The sequence below is a fragment of the Rhizobium sp. BK661 genome, assembly GCF_024808825.1.
Classification (GTDB): Bacteria; Pseudomonadota; Alphaproteobacteria; order Rhizobiales; family Rhizobiaceae; genus Rhizobium.
Map to the genome: position 1 here is coordinate 1 of NZ_JANTYT010000021.1, position 20875 is coordinate 20875.

At 60.3% G+C, this 20875-nt stretch carries 18 protein-coding genes and 2 pseudogenes; 15 read left to right on the top strand and 5 right to left on the bottom strand.

All coding sequences use genetic code 11. The features are described from left to right. Together FHX16_RS26380 and FHX16_RS26385 are read right to left on the bottom strand one after the other, a co-directional pair. A pseudogene (locus FHX16_RS26380) lies at positions 1–134 on the bottom strand (acyl-CoA dehydrogenase); the annotation flags it as partial. Between the two features lie 96 nt (positions 135–230). Further along, positions 231–1151: a LysR family transcriptional regulator gene (locus FHX16_RS26385; RefSeq protein WP_259131252.1), complete on the bottom strand. Its 921-nt coding sequence runs from the start codon at positions 1149–1151 to the stop codon at positions 231–233. Between the two features lie 304 nt (positions 1152–1455). Here FHX16_RS26385 and FHX16_RS26390 point away from each other — a divergent pair, with 304 nt between their 5' ends. The 8 genes from FHX16_RS26390 (at position 1456) to FHX16_RS26425 (ending at position 9548) form a co-directional block, all read left to right on the top strand. Continuing rightward, a complete protein-coding gene (locus tag FHX16_RS26390; protein ID WP_183758061.1) occupies positions 1456–2661 on the top strand; it encodes an ABC transporter substrate-binding protein in 1206 nt (401 codons plus the stop codon). 4 nt (positions 2662–2665) lie between these two features. After that, entirely contained in the window at positions 2666–3448 is a 783-nt protein-coding gene (locus FHX16_RS26395; protein WP_183758063.1) for an ABC transporter ATP-binding protein, read from the top strand. Further along, positions 3448–4149, top strand: coding sequence for an ABC transporter ATP-binding protein (locus FHX16_RS26400; protein WP_183758065.1), 702 nt, complete (start codon positions 3448–3450; stop codon positions 4147–4149). Before FHX16_RS26395 ends, FHX16_RS26400 begins: the two co-directional genes overlap by 1 nt. A 4-nt stretch (positions 4150–4153) precedes the next feature. Continuing rightward, positions 4154–5041, top strand: coding sequence for a branched-chain amino acid ABC transporter permease (locus FHX16_RS26405; protein WP_016557637.1), 888 nt, complete (start codon positions 4154–4156; stop codon positions 5039–5041). A 2-nt stretch (positions 5042–5043) separates the two neighbouring features. After that, positions 5044–6033, top strand: a complete 990-nt coding sequence (locus tag FHX16_RS26410; RefSeq protein ID WP_183758067.1) for a branched-chain amino acid ABC transporter permease — start codon at positions 5044–5046, stop codon at positions 6031–6033. Positions 6034–6052: 19 nt separating this feature from the next. Further along, positions 6053–7648 carry a GMC family oxidoreductase gene (locus FHX16_RS26415; protein ID WP_183758069.1) on the top strand — a complete coding sequence of 532 codons (1596 nt, stop codon included), beginning with the start codon at positions 6053–6055 and terminating at the stop codon, positions 7646–7648. A gap of 9 nt (positions 7649–7657) precedes the next feature. Then, on the top strand, positions 7658–8542 hold the full coding sequence (gene mmsB, locus FHX16_RS26420; RefSeq protein ID WP_183758071.1) for a 3-hydroxyisobutyrate dehydrogenase: 885 nt from the start codon (positions 7658–7660) through the stop codon (positions 8540–8542). Between the two features lie 88 nt (positions 8543–8630). After that, positions 8631–9548, top strand: coding sequence for a DMT family transporter (locus tag FHX16_RS26425; protein ID WP_183758073.1), 918 nt, complete (start codon positions 8631–8633; stop codon positions 9546–9548). 20 nt (positions 9549–9568) lie between these two features. Here the strand turns inward: FHX16_RS26425 and hppD are convergent, their stop codons facing one another. Next, a complete protein-coding gene (gene hppD / locus FHX16_RS26430) occupies positions 9569–10678 on the bottom strand; it encodes a 4-hydroxyphenylpyruvate dioxygenase (RefSeq protein WP_183758075.1) in 1110 nt (369 codons plus the stop codon). Between the two features lie 127 nt (positions 10679–10805). On the opposite strand from hppD, the gene FHX16_RS26435 reads away from it, so the two are divergent. Continuing rightward, positions 10806–11279, top strand: a complete 474-nt coding sequence (locus FHX16_RS26435; RefSeq protein WP_183758077.1) for an Lrp/AsnC family transcriptional regulator — start codon at positions 10806–10808, stop codon at positions 11277–11279. Between the two features lie 6 nt (positions 11280–11285). Here FHX16_RS26435 and FHX16_RS26440 read toward each other — a convergent pair whose 3' ends face one another. Next, positions 11286–11738 (bottom strand): MarR family winged helix-turn-helix transcriptional regulator, encoded by a 453-nt coding sequence (locus FHX16_RS26440; RefSeq protein WP_183758079.1) that lies wholly within the window; start codon positions 11736–11738, stop codon positions 11286–11288. Positions 11739–11806: 68 nt separating this feature from the next. Here FHX16_RS26440 and hmgA point away from each other — a divergent pair, with 68 nt between their 5' ends. The 4 genes from hmgA (at position 11807) to FHX16_RS26460 (ending at position 17056) form a co-directional block, all read left to right on the top strand. Next, complete coding sequence (gene hmgA / locus FHX16_RS26445; protein WP_183758081.1) at positions 11807–13168, top strand: homogentisate 1,2-dioxygenase; 1362 nt, start codon at positions 11807–11809, stop codon at positions 13166–13168. Positions 13169–13184: 16 nt separating this feature from the next. Beyond that, positions 13185–14210 carry a fumarylacetoacetate hydrolase family protein gene (locus tag FHX16_RS26450; RefSeq protein ID WP_183758083.1) on the top strand — a complete coding sequence of 342 codons (1026 nt, stop codon included), beginning with the start codon at positions 13185–13187 and terminating at the stop codon, positions 14208–14210. After that, complete coding sequence (gene maiA, locus FHX16_RS26455) at positions 14207–14866, top strand: maleylacetoacetate isomerase (RefSeq protein WP_183758084.1); 660 nt, start codon at positions 14207–14209, stop codon at positions 14864–14866. Before FHX16_RS26450 ends, maiA begins: the two co-directional genes overlap by 4 nt. A gap of 174 nt (positions 14867–15040) precedes the next feature. After that, positions 15041–17056, top strand: a complete 2016-nt coding sequence (locus FHX16_RS26460) for a beta-N-acetylhexosaminidase (RefSeq protein ID WP_259131260.1) — start codon at positions 15041–15043, stop codon at positions 17054–17056. Here FHX16_RS26460 and FHX16_RS26465 read toward each other — a convergent pair. Then, positions 17047–18257, bottom strand: a pseudogene (locus FHX16_RS26465) (ROK family protein). The gene FHX16_RS26460 and the pseudogene FHX16_RS26465 sit on opposite strands and share 10 nt — an antisense overlap. Before the next feature lie 234 nt (positions 18258–18491). Here FHX16_RS26465 and FHX16_RS26470 point away from each other — a divergent pair. Together FHX16_RS26470 and FHX16_RS26475 are read left to right on the top strand one after the other, a co-directional pair. Further along, a complete protein-coding gene (locus FHX16_RS26470; protein ID WP_183758088.1) occupies positions 18492–19667 on the top strand; it encodes a Gfo/Idh/MocA family protein in 1176 nt (391 codons plus the stop codon). 2 nt (positions 19668–19669) lie between these two features. Further along, positions 19670–20842 (top strand): dihydrodipicolinate synthase family protein, encoded by a 1173-nt coding sequence (locus FHX16_RS26475; RefSeq protein WP_183758090.1) that lies wholly within the window; start codon positions 19670–19672, stop codon positions 20840–20842. Positions 20843–20875 lie beyond the last annotated feature (33 nt).

A 20875-nucleotide genomic window follows, 5' to 3' on the forward strand; every position in this document is an offset into this window, starting at 1 on the left:
TCGAGCACGCGCGGCAAGAGCTTCTCCTGCGCATAGGCGTGTGCAGTCTCCTGCACCATGCGCTCCTCGTCCGTCAGCTGCTCCACCAGCCGGAACGGATCGGCCCAGTCGAAGATCTCGCGGGTATGCTGCATGGTCGTTCCTCCTCGTTCGCCTGCCGGCGCGACTATCCTTCGGGCATAGACCCGCAGTCTGGAAGGGTCAACTCGCCGGACGATTTCAACGTCGATCTAACGCTTGGCCCAAGGCGGAATGAACCTGACATCGTCGCCAGCCACCGCCTCGCGCAGGAAGTCGATCACCGCCCGAACCCTCGGCGACTGGCGAAGATCACGATGGCATGTGATCCAGTAGTGCCGCCTGAGATCGACCTCGTCGGGAAGCACCCGTTCGAGTTCGGGATGGCGGCTGGCGAAGAAATAGGGAAGCACACACAGTCCAAGCCCGTTTCTGGTCGCCGTCAGCTGCGCAAAGATGCTGGAACTCTGGAACTGCGGCTTGATGCGCGGATGCACGTCGCCAAGATAGTCGAGGCCGGGCGCAAAGATCATCTCCTCGATGTAGCTGATGAAGGGATGCTCCAGCAGATCGTCGCGGCAGGTAATCGGCGCGCTCCTTTGTAGATAGTCCCGCGAGCCGTAGAGCTGAAGATGGTAGTCGGTGAGCTTGTCGGAGAAATAAGGTCCGCCCTTCGGCTCATCGAGCACGACGGTGATGTCGGCCTCCTTGCGCGACAGCGACATGATCTGCTGGATCGTCACCAGCTCGAGCGACAGGTTCGGATGGCGCGCGACGAACTTCGGCAGCACGCGCGCAAAGAAGAAGTTCGAGAAACCCTCCGGTGCGCTGAGCCGCACCACACCGCGCTGCGTCATTGCGCCGTCGATCAGGTCGGCGCGCAGCCGTTCGGTCTCCTGCTCCATCTTCTCGGCGGTCTCGACGAAGCGCGCACCCATCGCCGTCATCACGTAGCCTCGCGGGTTGCGCTCGAAGAGCTTGACCTTGAGCGCGAATTCCAGCCGATCGATGCGGCGTGAGACGGTCGCGTGACTGGTGCGCAATTGCCGCGCGGCAGTCGACAGCTGGCCGGTTCGGGCCACCGCCAGAAAGAACTGCAGGTCATCCCAGGTGAATTGCGGTGAATTGTTCATGCTGCCCCCGTCGGCCGTGGCATTGGCCGCTGATATTGGTCTTTCGTCTAATGCGCCGCAGCCCGCGCCGCCCTAAGTTCCAACAAAAGCGCCCTAACGATCTGCATTCATTGGGTCGGTGGCGCGGTAAAGCAATAGTTCTGTTCAAAAATGAACAGATACTGTTTGGAATTGGTTGTAAAGCGGCCTTGCCTGATCGGTGCAATTCCATGATCGTAAGGCACGCGCCGGCGGCTTTTGAGGAGAGCGGCTGGCCAAATCTGAACAGAACGGCATTCTGGTCAATCTCTGGGAGGAGAGAAATATGCGAAAGAGTCTCATTGCGTGCCTGGCATTTCTGCTTGCAAGCAGTACCGCGGTACTCGCCGATGGTGCATCCGACGGCAAGGTAAAGATCGGGATCCTGAACGACCAGTCCGGCGTCTACGCCGACTTCGGCGGCAAGTCCTCCGTTGAAGCAGCCAAAATGGCGGTCGAGGATTTCGGCGGTAAAGTGCTCGGCGTGCCCGTCGAGATCGTTGATGCCGACCACCAGAACAAGCCCGATATCGCGTCCAACATTGCCCGCCAGTGGTACGACACCGAGCAGGTCGACGCGATCATGGAATTGACCACGTCGTCGGTCGCGCTCGCAGTTCAGGCGATTGCGAAGGAGAAGAAGAAGATCGACATCGTCACCGGCGCGGCCACGACCGATCTGACCGGCAAGGCTTGCTCGCCCTACGGTTTCCACTGGGCCTATGACACACACGCTCTTGCCGTCGGCACCGGTGGCGCGCTCGTCAAGCAGGGCGGCGACAGCTGGTTCTTCCTCACCGCCGACTACGCTTTCGGCTATTCGCTGGAACAGCAGACGAGTGACTTCGTCAAGGCAAACGGCGGCAAGGTGGTCGGCTCCGTCCGCCATCCGCTGTCGAACCAGGATTTCTCCTCGTTCCTGCTGCAAGCTCAGTCCTCGGGCGCCAAGGTCATCGGCCTTGCCAATGCCGGTCTCGATACCTCCAACGCGATCAAACAGGCCGCCGAGTTCGGCATCACCCAGGGTGGGCAGCACCTGGCCGCTCTGCTCTTCACCTTGGCTGAAGTTCACGGCCTCGGCCTGGACGCGGCGCAGGGCCTGACCCTGACGGAGGGCTACTACTGGAACCTCGATGACAAGAGCCGCGAATTCGGCAAGAAGTTCTTTGCCCGCACCGGCAAGATGCCGAACATGATCCACGCGGGCACCTATTCCGCCGTCCTCCAGTATCTCAAGGCCATCGACAAGGCGGGCACCGATGACACCGACGCCGTTGCCAAGCAACTGCACGAGTTGCCGGTTGACGATGTCTTTGGTCGCGGCGGCACTGTCGGCCCGAACGGTCGCATGATCCACGATATGTACCTGCTGCAGGTCAAGAAGCCGGCCGACAGCAAGGAGCCATGGGACTACTTCAACGTTCTCGCAACAATTCCTGGCAAGGAAGCCTATATCGATCCCGCCAAAAGCGGTTGCACCGTGACGAATTGAACCCATGGCGGTTTCCGCACATCAATCGAGCGCAACACCGCGGGTGGTTCTTTCCGCCCGCGGCCTGCGCCGCGACTTCGGCGGCTTTAGTGCCGTCAAGAATGTCGATCTCGATGTCCACGACGCGAGCGTCCATGCGCTGATCGGCCCCAATGGCGCTGGCAAGACGACCGTCTTCAACCTGCTGACGAAGTTCCTGCAGCCGACATCAGGCACCATCACACTGATGGGCACGGACATCACCAAAACGGCACCGGACAAGGTGGCGCGTATGGGACTGGTGCGATCGTTCCAGATCTCCGCGGTCTTCCCGCATCTGAGCGTGCTCGACAATGTGCGCGTGGCGCTGCAACGGCCCAACAACCTGTCGACACAGTTCTGGCGCCCGCTGTCTGCGCTCGACGCGTTGAACGACCGCGCCGAACAGTTGCTGGCGAGGGTCGGCCTCTCCAAGGAGCGCGACGCGATCGCGGCGGATCTTTCCTATGGCCGCAAACGCGTCCTTGAGATCGCGACGACGCTTGCACTTGATCCGAGGGTGCTTTTGCTCGACGAGCCGATGGCGGGCATGGGCCACGAGGATGTCGGCGTGGTATCGGCACTCATCCGCGATGTGGCGCGCGACCGCGCCGTCCTCATGGTCGAACACAATCTGTCTGTCGTCGCCAACATCTGCCAGCACGTGACAGTGCTGCAAAGAGGAGAAATTCTCGCCGAGGGCGACTATGCAACGGTCAGTTCCGATGCGCGGGTGCGCCAGGCCTATATGGGCACGGAGGAGGGCTAATGGCGGCACTGCTGGAGGCTGAGGGGCTCAATGCCTGGTACGGCGAAAGCCACATCCTGCACGGCGTCGACATGCGGGTCGGCGAGGGTGAGACGGTGACCATCCTTGGGCGCAACGGCGTCGGAAAGACGACGACGCTGCGCACCATCACCGGCATCGTACGCGCCCGCAGGGGCAAGCTGACCTTCGCCGGCGTAGACATGATGCAAGTGCCCCTACACAAAACGGCGCATCGGGGCCTCGGCTTCGTGCCGGAGGAAAGGGGCATATTCTCGACGTTGACAGTGTCCGAAAATCTGCTGCTGCCGCCCGTGGTGGCCTCGGGTGGCATGGCGGTCGACGAGATCTACGAGCTGTTCCCGAACCTCTACGAGCGGCGCAACAGTCCGGGCACGAAACTGTCGGGCGGCGAGCAGCAGATGCTTTCGATCGCGCGCATCCTGCGCACCGGCGTTCGCATGCTGTTGCTCGACGAGCCGACCGAGGGCCTGGCGCCGGTTATCGTCCAGCGCATCGGCGAGGTGCTGAAGCAATTGAAGGAGCGCGGCATGACCATCCTGCTCGTCGAACAGAATTTCCGCTTCGCTAGCAAGATCGCCGATCGCTTCTATCTTATGGACCACGGACAGATGGTGTCGGAATTCCCGGTGGGTGAGCTGCCGGAGCGAATGGATACACTGCATAAGGTTCTGGGAGTGTGATCTGATGACGATGATCTTCGGCATTCCCCTGCAGGCGTTCATGGGTCAGTTGCTGATCGGGCTGATCAACGGTTCTTTCTATGCCCTTTTGAGCCTCGGTCTTGCCATCATCTTCGGCCTGCTGCGTGTCATCAACTTCGCACACGGCGCGCAATATATGCTCGGCGCCTTTGCCGCCTATCTTCTGCTTGCTTATGGCGGCATCGGCTATTGGCCGTCGCTGATCCTGGCACCGGTCATCGTTGGACTGGCGGGTGCGGTGATCGAGCGCTTGTTCCTTCGACGGCTCTATGACCTCGATCCGCTCTATGGCTTGCTTTTCACCTTCGGCCTTGCCCTGGCTGTCGAGGGGACATTCCGTTACCTCTATGGCTCATCGGGACAGCCTTACGCGCAGCCCCCCGTTTTGGCCGGCGCAGTCAACCTCGGCTTCATGTTCCTGCCGATCTATCGCGGCTGGGTCGTCGTCGTGTCGCTGGTAGTGTGCCTTGGCACCTGGCTTTTGATCGAGAAAACGAAGCTCGGCGCTTATCTCAGAGCCGCCACCGAGAATGCGACGCTCGTTCAGGCATTCGGTGTCAACGTGCCGGTTCTGCTGACATTGACCTACGCTCTTGGGGCGGGGCTTGCCGCCTTTGCCGGGGTCTTGGCCGCACCCATCTATCAGGTGTCGCCGCTGATGGGATCCAGCATGATCATCGTCGTTTTCGCCGTCGTCGTGGTCGGTGGGATGGGCTCGATCATGGGTGCGATCATTACGGGCTATGTACTCGGCATTGCCGAAGGCCTGACCAAGGTCTTCTATCCGGAGGCGTCCAACATCGTGATCTTCGTCATCATGGCAATCGTTCTTCTCATCAGGCCCGCGGGCCTCTTCGGCCGGGATGCATGACGATGACAGAGATCACCGAAACCATCAGGACGGAAAAGAGCCGGACCGCCCTTTCGGTGCAGACGGCCTTCCTGATCATCGGGCTGCTGCTCCTCTTGTTGGCACCGTTCTTCTTCTATCCGATCTTCCTGATGAAGCTCCTGTGCTTCGCTCTGTTTGCCTGCGCCTTCAACCTCCTGCTCGGCTACACCGGGCTCCTGTCGTTCGGCCACGCGACCTTCTTCGGCGGCGCGGCCTATTTTACGGCTCATGCCGTGAAGGAGTGGGGATTTTCGCCTGAGCTCGGCATTCTCGTCGGCGTCGCGGGTGCCGCGGTCCTCGGTCTCGTCATGGGGTTCTTCGCAATCCGTCGGCAAGGCATCTATTTCGCGATGATTACGCTCGCCCTGTCGCAGATGTTCTTCTTCTTCTGCCTGCAGTCGGAGTTCACCCATGGCGAGGACGGAATCCAGTCCGTCCCACGCGGCCAGCTGTTCGGTCTCCTCGATCTCAACAGCTCCACCAACATGTATTACTTCGTGCTGGCCGTCTTCGTCGTCGGTATCCTCATCATCTGGCGCTTCATCAACTCGCCGTTCGGAATGATCCTGAAATCGATCCGCGAGAACGAGCAGCGGGCAATATCGCTCGGATATTCCGTCGCCCGCTACAAGCTTGGCGCCTTCGTGATGTCGGCGGCGCTTGCAGGGCTGGCGGGCGCGGTGAAGTCGCTGGTCTTCCAGTTCGCGACCCTGACCGATGTCGCCTGGCAGATGTCGGGTGAGGTGATCCTGATGACGCTGCTCGGCGGCATCGGCACGCTGATCGGCCCGCTGTTTGGCGCAGGCCTGGTGGTCACGCTGGAAAACTACCTGGCGACATCGGAATTCCCGGTGACGATCATCACGGGTGTCGTGTTCATGATTTGCGTGCTGATCTTCCGCCGCGGCATCATCGGTGAATTCTATGCGTCGCGCCTCGGTCGAAAGCTCGGCTTCGTCTACCGCCGCTAACCTGCGGGGTGGCAATTACATGGATCGCTTCGACTACATCATCATCGGTGCCGGCAGCGCCGGCTGCGTGCTCGCCAACCGGCTGTCCGAGGATCGCAACACACGCGTTCTTTTGCTGGAGGCCGGCGGCAGCGACAATTACCACTGGATCCACATTCCTGTCGGCTATCTCTACTGCATCAACAACCCGCGCACGGACTGGTGTTTCACGACCGCGCCACAAGATGGACTGAATGGACGAGTGCTCAACTATCCGCGTGGCAAGGTGCTCGGTGGCTGCTCCTCGATCAACGGCATGATCTACATGCGCGGCCAGGCACGCGACTATGATCTCTGGCGACAGATGGGATGCGCCGGCTGGAGTTGGGACGATGTGTTGCCGTTTTTCCGCAAATCGGAAGACCACTATCGCGGCGAGAGTGAACTGCACGGTGCGGGCGGGGAGTGGCGCGTCGAGAAAGCCCGCGTCCGCTGGGCCGTGCTCGACGCCTTTCAGGCCGCCGCCAAGGAGGCTGGCATTCCGCAGAGCCCGGATTTCAATACCGGCAACAACGAGGGATCAGGCTATTTCGACGTCAACCAGCGATCCGGCATTCGCTGGAACACCGCCAAAGCCTTTCTGCGTCCGGCGATACGGCGTGGCAACCTGACCGTTTTGACAAAGGCCCAGGTATCAAAGCTGGTGATCGAGGAGGGCGCCGTCAGCGGTGTTGACTATAACTATGGTGGCAGCACCAAACGTGCCTACGCGGCAAGGGAGACGATCCTTGCGGCGGGCGCGATTGGGTCCCCGCACATTCTGGAACTGTCGGGAGTTGGCCGCGGTGAGGTGCTCAAAAATGCGGGCATAGACGTCGTTAAGGAGGTGAGGAGCATTGGCGAAAACCTGCAAGATCACCTGCAACTGCGCCTGGCTTACAAGGTGACCGGCGTTCCAACCCTCAACGAGAAGGCGACGAGGCTGATCGGCAAGGCGGCGATCGGTCTGGAGTACCTTGTCAGGCGCTCTGGCCCGATGGCCATGGCACCAAGCCAGCTCGGCGTCTTCACCCGCTCCGGCCCCGATAAGGAAACACCCGATCTGCAGTATCACGTGCAGCCGGTGTCGCTCGACAAGTTCGGCGATCCGGTCCATCCGTTCCCGGCGATCACTGCAAGCGTCTGCAATCTGAGGCCGGAGAGCCGCGGCTCGGTACACGTGACGAGCCCGGATTTTGCCGCCCAGCCGACAATCAGTCCCAATTATCTCTCGACCGAACGCGATCGCGACATAGCTATCCGTTCGATACGCCTGACACGGAGGATCGTCGCGCAGCCTTCATTCGCGCGGTTCCACCCGGAGGAATTCAAACCTGGCCCGAACTACCACACGGACGCAGAACTGGCGCAGGCCGCCGGCGACATCGGCACGACGATCTTTCATCCCGTCGGAACTTGCCGGATGGGCGCCGATCGCGAAAGCGTCGTCGATCCGCGCCTGAGGTTCAGGGGGCTGGCGAAGTTTCGGATCGCAGACGCCTCGGTGATGCCGACGATTACGTCGGGCAACACGAATTCGCCGACGATCATGATCGCCGAAAAGGCGGCGGCAATGATCCTGGAAGACAACAGATAGGAGAACGGCATGGCAACGATCGCTTTCATCGGCCTTGGCAACATGGGTGGGCCGATGGCCGCCAACCTCGTCAAGGCGGGCCATGAGGTCACCGGCTTCGACCTGGCCGCGCCTGTCCTGCAAGCCGCGGAAGAACACGGCGTGAAGGCGGCAAGCCACATCAGTCAGGCGGTTTCGGGCGCCGAGATCGTTGTGACGATGTTGCCACAGGGTAAGCATGTGCTCAGTGCATGGACGGATATCCTTCGCTCGATCCCCGTCGGTACGCTTATCATCGATAGCTCCACGATCGACGTCGACAGCGCTCGCAAGGCCCATGAGATGGCAGTCAGCGCCGGGTGCCTTTCTCTCGATGCGCCCGTTTCCGGAGGCACAGGTGGTGCGGCAGCGGGCACGCTGACCTTTATGGCCGGAGGTTCTGCCGAGGCTTTCGCAAAGGCAAAGCCGATCCTGGAAGCGATGGGCAAGAAGATCGTCCATTGCGGGGAGGCAGGCGCCGGGCAGGCGGCCAAGATCTGCAACAACATGATCCTCGGCATCTCGATGATCGGTGTCTGCGAGGCCTTCGCGCTCGGTGAAAAACTCGGCCTTTCGCATCAGGCATTGTTCGATGTCGCCTCGACCTCGTCGGGGCAATGCTGGTCGATCAGCACCTATTGCCCGGTCCCAGGCCCCGTCCCGACCTCACCGGCGAACAACGACTATAAGCCGGGTTTTGCCGCGGCGCTGATGCTGAAGGACCTGCGCCTGTCACAAGAGGCGGCGCTATCGACCGGTGCTTCCACACCGCTCGGCGCCGAAGCGTCGCAGCTCTATGCTCTTTTCGAGAAGCAGGGGAATGGCGGACGCGATTTCTCCGCAATCATCGAAATGCTGCGGGGCAAGACGGAATAGCCGCTGCCTCGGCTTGACACTCCGGTCGATATACGCGACGGCCCCACCTGCTGCAGCAAGGCAGCGATGGGTGACGGGAATTCCGACTATGCAGCCACAATCTACCGCGACGGGCCTCAAGAACCTCGTGTTGATGGGCGTCGTCCTGATGCTGCTCGGAGACTTTCTCTTCGCCCTCAACGACGCGATGGGTAAGTGGCTGGTGACGAGCTTTTCGGTCGGGCAGGTGCTGCTCATCCGCTCGCTCGGATGCTTCATCATCCTTGGGCCGCTGATCGCGAGGCAAGGCCCTGCCCAGCTTTTCAGGGTAGAGCAGAAGGGGTTGCAGTTTCTGCGCGTGCTTTTGGCCACGCTCGATGTCGGCCTGTTCTATGCCGCCGTCGCCTATCTGCCGCTCGCCGATGTCATGACTTTCTACATGGCGGGGCCGATCTATGTCGCCGCGCTCTCGCACTTCTTCCTCAACGAGCGGATCGGCTGGCGCCGTTGGCTCGCAGTCTTTGTCGGCTTCTGCGGCGTGGTGATCGCGCTACGTCCATCCTCGGCGATGCTGTCGCTACCCTCGCTTTTCGGCATTGTCGGCAGCCTTTCGTTTTCGATGGCGCTGGTGCTGAACCGATATCTCCGCAATACCAGCGACACCACGCTGGTAACCTGGCAGATGATCGCCGCCCTCATTGTCGGTGCGGTGCTTTCGATCGGCGCCTGGCAGCCCACTTCGCCGGTCGAACTCGGCGGCATGCTGGCCCTCGGTGTCGTTGCCTCCTGCGCCCACCTCCTGATCACGCGTTCGCTAAAGCTCGCCCCGGCGTCGCTGCTGGCACCGTTGCAATATAGTTTGCTGATCTGGGCGATCGCGCTCGGATATCTGTTCTTCGGCGATGTTCCGGATCTCTATGTGATCACGGGAGGCACGATCATCGTTGTCGCCGGTCTGTTCATCTTTCATCGCAAGAACCTGCTCGAAACAGTGCCGCCGGAAGCTGTTGCCCCCGACGGCCACTGATTTGCAGTTTGCGTCGGTCGCTAGGCGGCGGCCGGTTTGATGACGCCGCGGCGAATCTGGTCGGCTTCGATGGATTCGAAGAGCGCCCGGAAGTTGCCCTCGCCGAAACCTTCGTCGCCTTTGCGCTGGATGAATTCGAAGAAGATCGGGCCGATCACGGTCTTCGAGAAGATCTGCAGCAGGATCTTTGTCGTGCCGCCATCGAGTACGCCTTCGCCGTCAATCAGGATGCCGTGCTTGCGCATCCGATGTAGCGGTTCGTCATGGCCTGCAACGCGTTCGACGGACATGTCGTAGTAGGTTTCGGGCGGGCCGGGCATGAAGCGTAGGCCATTCTCGGCAAGGTTGTCGGTGGCCTCGTAGATGGCATTGGTGCCGACAGCGATGTGCTGGATGCCTTCCCCCCTGTACTTCCTCAAATACTCCTCGATCTGGCTGGTCTCGTCCTTCGATTCATTCAACGGAATGCGAATCTTGCCGCAGGGCGAGGTGATCGCACGGCTCATCAGGCCGGTGATGCGGCCGTCGATATTGAAGAAGTGGATCTGCTTGAAATTGAAGAGTTCGCGGTAGAAATCCCACCATTTGTCCATGTTGCCGCGATAGACATTATGGGTCAGGTGGTCGAGATAGAAGAAACCGACACCGTCGGGGCGCGGATCACGTTCGCCGAGCCAATCGAACTCCAGATCATAAGCCGAGCCTTTCTTCCCGTGGCGCTCGACAAAATAGAGAAGCGACCCACCGATACCGACGATCGCCGGCACATCGAGGGTCTTGTCGTTGCCCTCGTAAGGTGTCGCACCCTTGGCAACGGCATGATCGAAGGCATGCCTGGCATCGACGACGCGCCACGCCATCGACGGCGCGCAAGGGCCGTGATCGTCGACGAAGCGCATGGCGTGGCTATCCGGTTCGGCATTGACGATGTAGTTGATGTCGCCCTGGCGCCAGACGGTGATGTCCTTGCTCTTGTGCTTTGCGACCGGCCGATAGCCCATACGGGTGAACAGTTCGGCCAGTTTCTCGGGCTGCGGGTGCGCGAACTCGACGAATTCGAATCCATCCGTTCCGGCGGGATTGTCCGCGGTGATTTTTGACGGCGGTGCGTCGTGTGGATACGGGCCCATTTGCTCCTCCTGCGGCAGTAGCCATTTGATGCAAATTATGGGCTTTCTTTCGTGCAATGTACTTGCATTGTGAGTGCAATTTGCAACATATGCGCACGAAACATGCACAAGAGCGGCGGATTATACAATGTCTGAGCAGCTGGATGGATTTGACCTCAAAATCCTCGCCGAGCTTCAGAACGACGGACGGTTGACCAATATGGAACTGTCCGAACGCATCGCCCTGTCGGCTTCCCAATGCTCGCGGCGACGAACGCGATTGGAAGCCGAAGGCTTCATTCGCGGCTATCAGGCAAACCTCGATCCGGACAAGCTCGGGCTCAACCTGCTCGTCGTCATTTCGGTCACGCTGGCGACCCACAATCGCGACAACGCCCGGCGGTTCGCGCAATTGGTGAACGGTCTTCCCGAGGTTCTCGAAGCCTATGCGCTGACTGGCGAGATGGACTATCACCTGAAGATCGCGACCCGCGGGCTCTCGGGTCTTTCACGCTTCGTCAACGAGGTGCTGCTGCCGCATGAATCCGTCCAGCATGTGAAAACCTCGATCGTGCTCGACACGTTAAAGAACTTCCAAGGCTATCCCCTCGGCGGAGCGTAGCGTAGCTCACCTGGATCTACGGTGCAGCCCGGCAGAGGTCTCGATTGCCGAAAGCGCAAGTTCGAGGTGCCGGATGGCCTCCTCGCCAAGCGTCATTCGCACCGTCTCCTGATACTTGCGGGCCAGCAGGGTAATCTTTCGATAGTGTTGCTGCCCTTGCGACGTGAGCGCGATCTGCTCGAAACGTCTGTCGGTTTCGCTCGGAATGCGTTTTAGCCAATGCCGCTCCTCGAGTGCGCGGACGGCACGACTGACCTTGGTCTTATGCATGTGCGAATGTGCACCGATTTCCGTCGCCGTCATCACGCCGACACTGCCGAGTGCGGCCAGCGTGCGCCATTCAGGCCGCGTCAGATCGAACTCCAACTTGTATTGGCGCGCAAACGAAAGACTTATCAGTTCCGACGCGCGGTTGAGTCGGTAGGGAATGAAACCGTCGAGCTCGAATTCACCCGCCATGGCCGCTCCTTGATAGTTACAAAATCGACGGTTACGTTTGTAACTATATGAGTGGAGGAGATGCAAGCATGGACACGACCGACGCACCGCGATCCCGTGCACAGGCTGGAACGAGCGAGCTGGACTACATGCCCGGCTTCGGCAACGATTTCGAGACCGAGGCGTTGCCAGGAGCTTTGCCCCAAGGCCAGAACAGCCCGCAGAAATGCAACTACGGTCTTTATGCTGAACAGCTTTCCGGCTCGCCATTTACTGCGCCTCGAGGAACAAATGAGCGCTCCTGGCTCTATCGGATCAGGCCGAGCGTGCGTCACACGCGGCGCTTCGATAATGAACGCTATCCGTTCTGGAAGTCCGCGCCCTGCCTTGATGACCACGCGTTGCCGCTTGGCCAGCTCAGGTGGGATCCTATCCCGATCCCCGCCGGGCACACCGATTTTCTTGCTGGCATCAGGACGATGACGGCAGCCGGCGACATCATGACCCAGGTCGGCATGGCCGCACATGCCTACGCTTTCAAGGACGACATGATCGACGACTATGCGTTCAATGCCGATGGCGAGCTCCTCATCGTTCCGCAGGTCGGGACAATCCAGGTCTTCACGGAGATGGGCATCATGGAGGTCGAGCCAACCGAAATCTGCCTCATCCCCCGTGGAATGATGTTCAAGGTGACCACTCTCGGACAGGGATCGGAGTGGCGGGGCTACATCTGCGAAAACTACGGTGCGAAGTTCACCATGCCGGATCGCGGTCCAATCGGTGCCAACTGCCTGGCGAATGCCCGGGATTTCAAGACGCCCGTCGCCGCCTTCGAGGACAAGGAGGCGGCGTGCCGCGTCCATGTGAAATGGTGCGGCAAGTTCTACGTGACGGAGATCGGACATTCGCCGCTGGACGTCGTTGCCTGGCATGGCAACTACACGCCGTTCAAATATGATCTGAAGACCTTCTCGCCGGTAGGAGCCATTCTCTTCGACCACCCGGACCCCTCGATCTTCACTGTGCTTACGGCGCCAAGCGGCGAAGAGGGAACCGCAAATGTCGATTTTGTGATCTTCCCGCCGCGTTGGATGGTGGCCGAGCATACGTTCCGACCACCCTGGTATCATCGCAACATCATGAGTGAGTTCATGGGCCTGATCCATGGGCAATACGATGCCAAGGAAAAGGGTTTCGTGCCGGGTGGCATGAGCCTGCACAACATGATGCTGCCGCATGGTCCTGACGCCTCTGGATACGAAAAGGCCTCAAACAGCCAACTGAAACCGGTCAAGCTCGATCACACGATGGCCTTTATGTTCGAAACCCGTTTTCCACAGCAATTAACCCGATATGCAGCGGAACTGGAGACCCTCCAGGATGACTACATCGATTGCTGGGAGGGGCTCGAGCGGCGCTTCGACGGAACCCCCGGCATCAAGCCATGAATCACGGACTGATCCCATGAAGCTTGCCACACTCAAGGATGGCTCCCGCGACGGCCGGCTGATCATCGTCACACGTGACCTGAGGCGCTATAGTGACGCGGGCGAGGTCGCCCGCACGATGCAGGCTGCACTTGATGACTGGATGACGGCCGCGCCCCAGCTGGCCCAACTGGCAGAACGGCTGGAGGAGGGCACCGCGCCATCCGAAGCCTTTGATGCGAGGCACGTGCACTCACCGTTGCCGCGCGCCTATCAATGGGCCGACGGATCGGCCTACGTCAATCATGTCGAACTGGTCAGAAAAGCACGCAATGCAGCCATGCCGTCGACATTCTGGACCGACCCGCTGATGTACCAGGGCGGCTCTGACAGTTTTCTCGGCCCTTGCGATCCGATCGTTGCCTGCGATGAAGGCCACGGCATCGACATGGAGGGCGAGGTTGCGGTGATCGTCGACGACGTCCCGATGGGGGCTGCGCCCGATCAGGCACTCAGCGCAATCCGGCTCGTCATGCTCGCCAACGACGTTTCGCTGCGCCACCTCATCCCGGATGAACTCGCCAAGGGATTCGGTTTCTTTCAATCAAAACCCGCATCGGCCTTTTCGCCAGTCGCAGTGACGCCGGATGAACTCGGCGACACCTGGAAGGACGGAAAGGTCCACCTTCCTCTTCTCGTCAGCGTCAACGGGAGACTTTTCGGTCGCGCCAATGCCGGCATTGATATGACGTTCGACTTCGCAAAACTGGTCTCGCATGCCGCCAGGACACGTGCGCTGTCGGCGGGCTCGATCATCGGCTCGGGCACCGTTTCCAACAAGAAGGACGGTGGGCCCGGTATGTCGATTTCCGAAGGTGGTGATGGATATTCCTGCATCGCCGAGATCCGGATGATCGAGACCATCCGCCTTGGTCGGCCGGCCACGCCCTTTCTGAAATTCGGTGATACCGTTCGTATCGAAATGACCGACATGAGCGGCGCATCGATCTTCGGTGCGATCGAGCAAACGGTGCAGCGTCAAACTCTGGAGCAGCAACCATGACAGAGATCGTCCTTTACGACTACTGGCGCTCCTCGGCCTGCTACCGGGTTCGGATCGCACTCGAACTCCTGGGGCTTGCCTACAGGACCGTACCGATCGATCTGCTTGCCTTTGCGCACAAGACCGAAACCTACCTCGACGTCAACCCGCAAGGGCTGGTCCCCAGCCTTAGCATCGACGGGCAAACACTGACCCAATCGCTTTCGATCATCGAATACCTTGCAGAGACCCGACCGGACGCGCGTTTGCTGCCCGATACCCCCGAAAAACGGCAGCGGGTGAGGGCGCTGTCCTACGCTGTCGCAATGGACGTTCATCCTATATGCAATCTGCATGTCGCAGCACATGTCGTGCGTCTCACAGGCGACGAGGATGCGCGAGGCCAATGGATGAAAAAGTTCATCGGGAACGGGCTTCGCGGGCTCGATCGAATGCTCGACGATCCACGGACGGGTCGCTTCTGCGTCGGAGACGAGCCGACCATGGCCGACCTCTGTCTGGTGCCGCAAGTCTACAACGCCCGCCGCTGGGGCCTCGACATTTCAGCTTTCCCGCGTATCGAAAAGATCGCCGAAGCCTGCAGTGCGCTGACGCCCTTCAAGGCCGCTCATCCCGATGTTGCCCGCCAGACCGCTTCGCTTCCTCCCGCTCCGTGAGCGCCCGTCCGGACGTTGTCCTGGGCAACGGCAACTTTCGTGCGAAGCGTAGATGGCAGCGGGTTGACGTTGTCAACGGTTGCCTGATTAAATCAAGTTGATTGACTAAGTGACTATCCGCGTCCTGCATTCGTAGCGAATGTTGGAACCAACCAACACGATCGAGAGATATTCATGTTGACACAGCGCCAGCACGCCCTGCGGCTCGAGGCCACATGGCGGCCTGCGACGGACGAAGCACCACAGGCCTACACGCTCAATCTCAAGAACCTGTCGACCAAGACGATCTCCCATTTCACCCTCTGCATCAGCGGTCCCGGCCGGGTGGATCCGGCCGTCCGGATCGAGGGCGGGACCGTCAGCCGCAGACTGTCGAACTTTACCGAGTTCCTGCCGCCGGAAAATTTCGAGCTGGGCGCGGGCAAGACCTGGTCACTGGCGATCTCCGCACTCAGCTGGCCGTTCCAGCATTGGACGGACGGTGCAACGGGTGCCTATCTTGCCTTTGCCGATGGCAGCACGCTATCGCTTTCGGTCGAACCGACCCGATCACTCGCAAACAATGCTCCCTTGAAGCGCGGCGCGCAAATCTATCCCGTTCCAGCCGATCCACCGGTGCCGGTCGCGATCGTACCTTGGCCCTCAGAGGTGTCCGTATCGGGGAAGCGGCAAGCCCCACCCGGCTTCTCGATCAACGCGAGCAACCCCTTGGCACATGCCGCGGCTGATGCCTTTGTTACCCTCGTCGAGCAGCTGTTTGCTGTCGAGGGAATTGTTCGGCCAGCCTCTGAAGGCGGCATGCCCGTCAATCTTGATGTCGTCGACGGATTTGCCGCGGAGGCCTACGACATATCTTTCGCCGGAGATTCAATACAGGTTTCGGCCAGCACTCGCGCCGGCCTCCTCTATGGCCTGATCACGCTTGGTCAGATCTGGCGAGGTGCACATCTTCATCCCCACTCCTTCCGCTTTCCTGTCGAAGGCAAGATCCGCGACGAGCCGACCATGGGCTGGCGCGGCCTGCATCTCGACGTTGCTCGACAGTTCTATGCGACGTCCGAAATCAAGAAACTGCTCGCCATCCTTGCCTGGAACAAGATCAACCGTTTCCACTGGCACCTTTCGGACGACGAGGCCTGGCGCGTGGAAATCGACGCCTATCCTGCCCTGACCGAAGTCGGCGCCTGGCGCGGACACGGGCTGGCGATCCCGCCGCTCCTAGGATCGGGTGCGGCGCGGACAGGCGGATATTACACGAAGGCGGCGGTCCGAGAGATCGTTGCGCATGCAGGTGGGCTCGGCATTGAAATTGTTCCTGAAATCGATGTGCCTGGACATTGCTATGCCATGCAACAGGCGATCCCGGAGCTTCGCGATCCGCAGGAAGCCGGAAGCTACTATTCCGTCCAGGGCTTTCCGGACAATTGCATCAATCCGGCGCGCGAGCAGACTTATCAGGTACTGGAAACCATCTTCCGCGAACTGATCGAACTCTTTCCCTTCAGGACGATTCATATCGGGGCGGATGAAGTTCCGCTGGGCGCCTGGTCGGGCTCGCCCGAAGCGCTAGCGAAGCTCAAAGAGATCGGTGGAGACATCGTTGCCAATCAGCACGCCAAGCGGCTCAACGTTATCACCAATACCCATGGAGCAGATGATATCGACGGGTCGGGTGCGGCCGTTTTGCAATCCATCTTTCTCGCAAGGATCCAAAAGTTCCTTGCCGAGCAAGGCTGCATCACCGGCGGCTGGGAGGAAGCCGCGCATGGCAATGTCATCGACAAGGACAAAAGCTACCTCTGCGGCTGGCGGAGCGTCGAAGTCTCAGCAGCGCTTGCCGGGCAAGGCTACGAGATGGTTGTCTGCCCCGGACAGGTCTACTACCTCGACATGGCAAACAGCCCGGATTGGGATGAGCCCGGCGCCAGCTGGGCAGGATGGTCGGAGCCCGAGACGCTCTATAATTTCGATCCGGTCGAAGGCTGGAGCGCTGAGCAGAAAAAGAAGCTGCGTGGCATCCAGGCCTGCATCTGGTCGGAACCGATGACCGACCGCGCCGTCTTCGACCGCCTGGTATTCCCACGGGTCTCGGCGCTGGCCGAGAGTGCCTGGACAAGACCCGAGGACAAGTCCTGGGAGCGGTTCAAGGCGCTCGCGGGCCTGATGCCGATCCTCTACGGCTACTCCTGAGGCCTTTGCCTGAGCGGCTTTTGCAAAACGTCGAACTGTGGATTCGTTTCCGAGAAGATCGGCAGTGCCGCGGCACCAAGAAGGGCCGTATCCCTACCGATCGCACCGGTCATGATGCGCGACAGAACACGTTCCTGGCCGGGATCGACCGGCCGGTGCAAGGGCTGGAGACGGCGCGCGAGTCCTTCTAGCAAACGCGTCGGCATCGAGCCGCCGAGAACGATCGTCTGGGGGTCGAAGGCGAGTTCGAGAACATCGATCGTCTGCCGCATGGCTTCGGCAGCAGTTTCTGCCCATGCGTCGATCCGGTCCTGGCTAAGCCCGGCCACGATGTCGGGGGAACGGGTCCAGGCCTGTCCATGGGCTGTGATATTCAGATAATCATAGGCAGCCCCGAGAGACACATAACGATCCAGGCAACCGCGCTTGCCGCAGACGCAAGGCAGACCGTTCGAGACAGCAATCATGTGACCGATCTCGCCAGCGTTGCTGCGGCTGCCCTTGTAGAGCTGGCCGTCGAGGAACAGGCCGGCGCCGATGCCTCCGCCAAGAAAGAGATAGACGAAACTGGTCAGGCCGCGCCCCACGCCGTAAAGCCGCTCCCCGATTGTCGCTGCGGCCGCGTCGTTTTCGACAAGGACCGGCATACCGAGACGGTCCGCAAGCTTGCTCGCCACGGGAAAGTCCTGCCAGTCGGGCAACGTTACCGGACTAAGTAATGTCACACCTCGGTAGCGTAGCGACCGGGCATTGCGATGCCGGCGCCAAGCAGGCGAGCGCTATCGAGCGGGAAGGCCTGCTGGAGTTCCAGCACGATTTCGGCAAGAACAGGCATCGCCTCGGCTGGCGTTGGCCGTTCGACAGCTCTTTCCACTCGCGCCCGAACGCGTCCCGCAAGATCGGTCAGCACGCCCACCGCAAGGTCGCGCTCCAGGTCCAGGCCAATGGAGTAGGCCCCGTCCGGGTTGATCGAATAGAGCCTGACAGGCTGCCCGCGTGGGATCTTTTTGGCAGCGTCCGCCGTGAGGAGCATCGCCACTTCCAGCTCCTCGACGATATTCGACACCGTTTGCGTCGTGAGGGCCGTCAACCGCGCAATTGCCGCCCGCGACAGGGGACCGTTCGTTCGGATCGCTTCAATCACCACACGCCGATTGTGCGATTTGGCCTGCTCGAGGTTGGTTCTTGAAATTGGCTTCATATGCTCGATGCGTCAGTTCAAAAAAGGCATGTCAGTTTTCGCTTACGTTGTTCGACGTGCGATATCCAGCCTCTTGTCCGCGTGGGGATTCCGGTCGGCCTTGTTCCGGGGGCGCTAGATTTTGATATTGCCCGCATTGTTTGAGAAGTGAGCACGCGCCAGGTCCGGGTTGACAGCTCCGATCGCGCATGTCACTTATGTAACTAAATAGTTATTTATTGGGAGGAAGAACAGATGGCGACGATTTCGCTTGGCATCATCATGCATGGTATTACCGGCCGCATGGGCTATAATCAGCACCTGGTGCGATCGATCCTGGCGTTCCGGGAGCAGGGCGGGCTCCTGCTTAGAAATGGCGATCGCCTGATGCCGGACCCGATCCTCGTCGGCCGCAACGCGGACAAGATCGAGGCGGTTGCCCGCAAGCATGGACTGACCCGAACGACCACCGATCTCGATAGCGCGCTTGCCGATCCGAACAACAAGATCTTTTTCGACGCAGGCTCGACCCAGATGCGCGTCGCCTTGCTGAGGAAGGCCATCGAAGCCGGAAAGCACGTCTACTGCGAAAAACCGATCTCGGAGACTTTAGAGGAAGCGCTCTCCGTTGCTTCCCTCGCAGAGGAGCGCGGCGTCAAGAACGGCGTGGTTCAGGACAAGCTCTATCTGCCGGGCCTGCGAAAGATCGCCTTGCTGAAGGACAGCGGTTTCTTTGGCAGGATTCTTTCAGTGCGTGGGGAGTTTGGCTACTGGGTGTTCGAGGGGGACTGGGGAGTGGCCGCGCAACGGCCCTCCTGGAATTACCGCGCTGCCGATGGCGGCGGTATGATCCTCGATATGCTGCCGCATTGGCGTTATGTGCTGGACAACCTCTTCGGCGAGGTCAAGGCCGTCAGCTGCTATGCGTCAACCCACATTCCAAGCCGCGTCGACGAAAATGGCGAAGTCTACCAGGCTGACGCTGATGATGCCGCCTATTCGACCTTCGAACTCGAGGGGGGCATCGTTGCTCATATCAACTCGTCCTGGGCGGTTCGCGTCCGTCGTGATGACCTCGTGACCTTCCAGGTCGACGGCACTCATGGATCGGCGGTTTGCGGCCTAACCAAGTGCTGGACCCAGCATCGCGTCAACACCCCCAAGCCGGTGTGGAACCCGGACCAGCCACAAACGATCGATTTCTACAGGACGTGGGACGAAGTTCCCGAAACACAGGTCTTCGACAACGGCTTCAAGGCGCAGTGGGAGGACTACCTGCGTTACGTCGTCGAGGACGCGCCATGGAAGTTCACCTTGAGGGAAGGGGCCAAGGGCGTTCAACTCGCCGAGCTTGCGCAAAAGAGCTGGAAGGAGCGACGCTGGGTCAATGTGCCCCCGCTCGCTGGCTCCGTCGCTCGCAAGGTTGCCTGAGGATGGCGACGACACTCCACCTTCCTGTTTCTGGCCGCACGCTCCAGCACTACACCATCGCCAACCAACCACTGGCCGCGCCCGAGCGCCCGGCCGGCGGACATGCATTCAATCGCGTCGCTTATGCAGCAGCACACGTGGTCGTCGATCCCCTGGCCGACAACGATCCCTGGCTCGACCGCAATATAGATTGGGAGCGCACGGTGGCGTTTCGCGAACACCTGTGGGACCTCGGCCTTGGCGTTGCAGAAGCCATGGACACAGCCCAACGCGGCATGGGGCTCGACTGGGCGGGAGCCAGGGAGCTGATTGCAGAGGTCCAGTCCGCCGCGCGCAATCGTTCCGATGCATTGATCGCCTACGGCGCAGGCACGGATCATCTCATTCCCGGGCCTGACGTCGGCATCGACGACGTGATTCGGGCCTATGAAGAACAGGTGAACTATATCGAGGGGCAGGGAGGTCGTATCATTCTGATGGCGAGCCGCGCCCTGGCCGCCGCAGCGAAAAGTCCCGAAGACTATGTCCGGGTCTATGACCGGATCCTGCGACAGGTCCGCGAACCGGTGATCATCCATTGGCTCGGTGACATGTTCGACCCCGCTCTTGCGGGTTATTGGGGATCCCGTGACGATATGGCGGCCATGGAGACAGCGCTCGCCATCATCAACGACCACGCGAGCCGGGTAGATGGCGTGAAGATTTCCCTTCTTTCGGCCGAGAAGGAAATCGTCATGCGTCGCCGGCTCGATCCTGCGGTAAAGATGTATACCGGCGATGACTTCAACTATGCAGAACTCATCGCAGGCGACGAGAAGGGATATTCTCACGCGCTGCTTGGAATTTTCGATGCCATTGCCCCTGCGGCCAGCGCCGCCTTGCATAGGCTCGCAGCAGACGACCTCACAGGATTCCACGCCATTCTCGCCCCGACCGTGCCGTTGTCTCGGCACATCTTCAAGGCGCCGACGCGGTTCTACAAGACCGGCGTTGTCTTCCTTGCCTACCTCAACGGCTTCCAGAGCCATTTCCAGATGCTCGGCGGTCAGCAGAGCACTCGCTCGATGGTTCATCTTGCCGAGTTGTTCCGGCTTGCCGACCAGGCCCGGGTGCTTCGGGACCCGGATCTGGCAACTGAACGAATGAAGACAATCCTCGCAACAGCTGGAATCTGAAAAACCAAGAGCACGTCACGCAATGACGTGGGA

Bases quoted from the DNA above. Each gene is read 5' to 3' on its own strand.
- hppD (WP_183758075.1), bottom strand. From the start codon at position 10,678: ATGGGCCCGTATCCACACGACGCACCGCCGTCAAAAATCACCGCGGAC.
- FHX16_RS26460 (WP_259131260.1), top strand. From the start codon at position 15,041: ATGTTGACACAGCGCCAGCACGCCCTGCGGCTCGAGGCCACATGGCGG.
- mmsB (WP_183758071.1), top strand. From the start codon at position 7,658: ATGGCAACGATCGCTTTCATCGGCCTTGGCAACATGGGTGGGCCGATG.
- FHX16_RS26385 (WP_259131252.1), bottom strand. From the start codon at position 1,151: ATGAACAATTCACCGCAATTCACCTGGGATGACCTGCAGTTCTTTCTG.
- maiA (WP_183758084.1), top strand. From the start codon at position 14,207: ATGACAGAGATCGTCCTTTACGACTACTGGCGCTCCTCGGCCTGCTAC.
- FHX16_RS26410 (WP_183758067.1), top strand. From the start codon at position 5,044: ATGACAGAGATCACCGAAACCATCAGGACGGAAAAGAGCCGGACCGCC.
- FHX16_RS26405 (WP_016557637.1), top strand. From the start codon at position 4,154: ATGACGATGATCTTCGGCATTCCCCTGCAGGCGTTCATGGGTCAGTTG.
- FHX16_RS26475 (WP_183758090.1), top strand. From the start codon at position 19,670: ATGGCGACGACACTCCACCTTCCTGTTTCTGGCCGCACGCTCCAGCAC.
- hmgA (WP_183758081.1), top strand. From the start codon at position 11,807: ATGGACACGACCGACGCACCGCGATCCCGTGCACAGGCTGGAACGAGC.
- FHX16_RS26390 (WP_183758061.1), top strand. From the start codon at position 1,456: ATGCGAAAGAGTCTCATTGCGTGCCTGGCATTTCTGCTTGCAAGCAGT.
- FHX16_RS26470 (WP_183758088.1), top strand. From the start codon at position 18,492: ATGGCGACGATTTCGCTTGGCATCATCATGCATGGTATTACCGGCCGC.
- FHX16_RS26400 (WP_183758065.1), top strand. From the start codon at position 3,448: ATGGCGGCACTGCTGGAGGCTGAGGGGCTCAATGCCTGGTACGGCGAA.
- FHX16_RS26440 (WP_183758079.1), bottom strand. From the start codon at position 11,738: ATGGCGGGTGAATTCGAGCTCGACGGTTTCATTCCCTACCGACTCAAC.
- FHX16_RS26425 (WP_183758073.1), top strand. From the start codon at position 8,631: ATGCAGCCACAATCTACCGCGACGGGCCTCAAGAACCTCGTGTTGATG.
- FHX16_RS26435 (WP_183758077.1), top strand. From the start codon at position 10,806: ATGTCTGAGCAGCTGGATGGATTTGACCTCAAAATCCTCGCCGAGCTT.
- FHX16_RS26450 (WP_183758083.1), top strand. From the start codon at position 13,185: ATGAAGCTTGCCACACTCAAGGATGGCTCCCGCGACGGCCGGCTGATC.
- FHX16_RS26415 (WP_183758069.1), top strand. From the start codon at position 6,053: ATGGATCGCTTCGACTACATCATCATCGGTGCCGGCAGCGCCGGCTGC.
- FHX16_RS26395 (WP_183758063.1), top strand. From the start codon at position 2,666: ATGGCGGTTTCCGCACATCAATCGAGCGCAACACCGCGGGTGGTTCTT.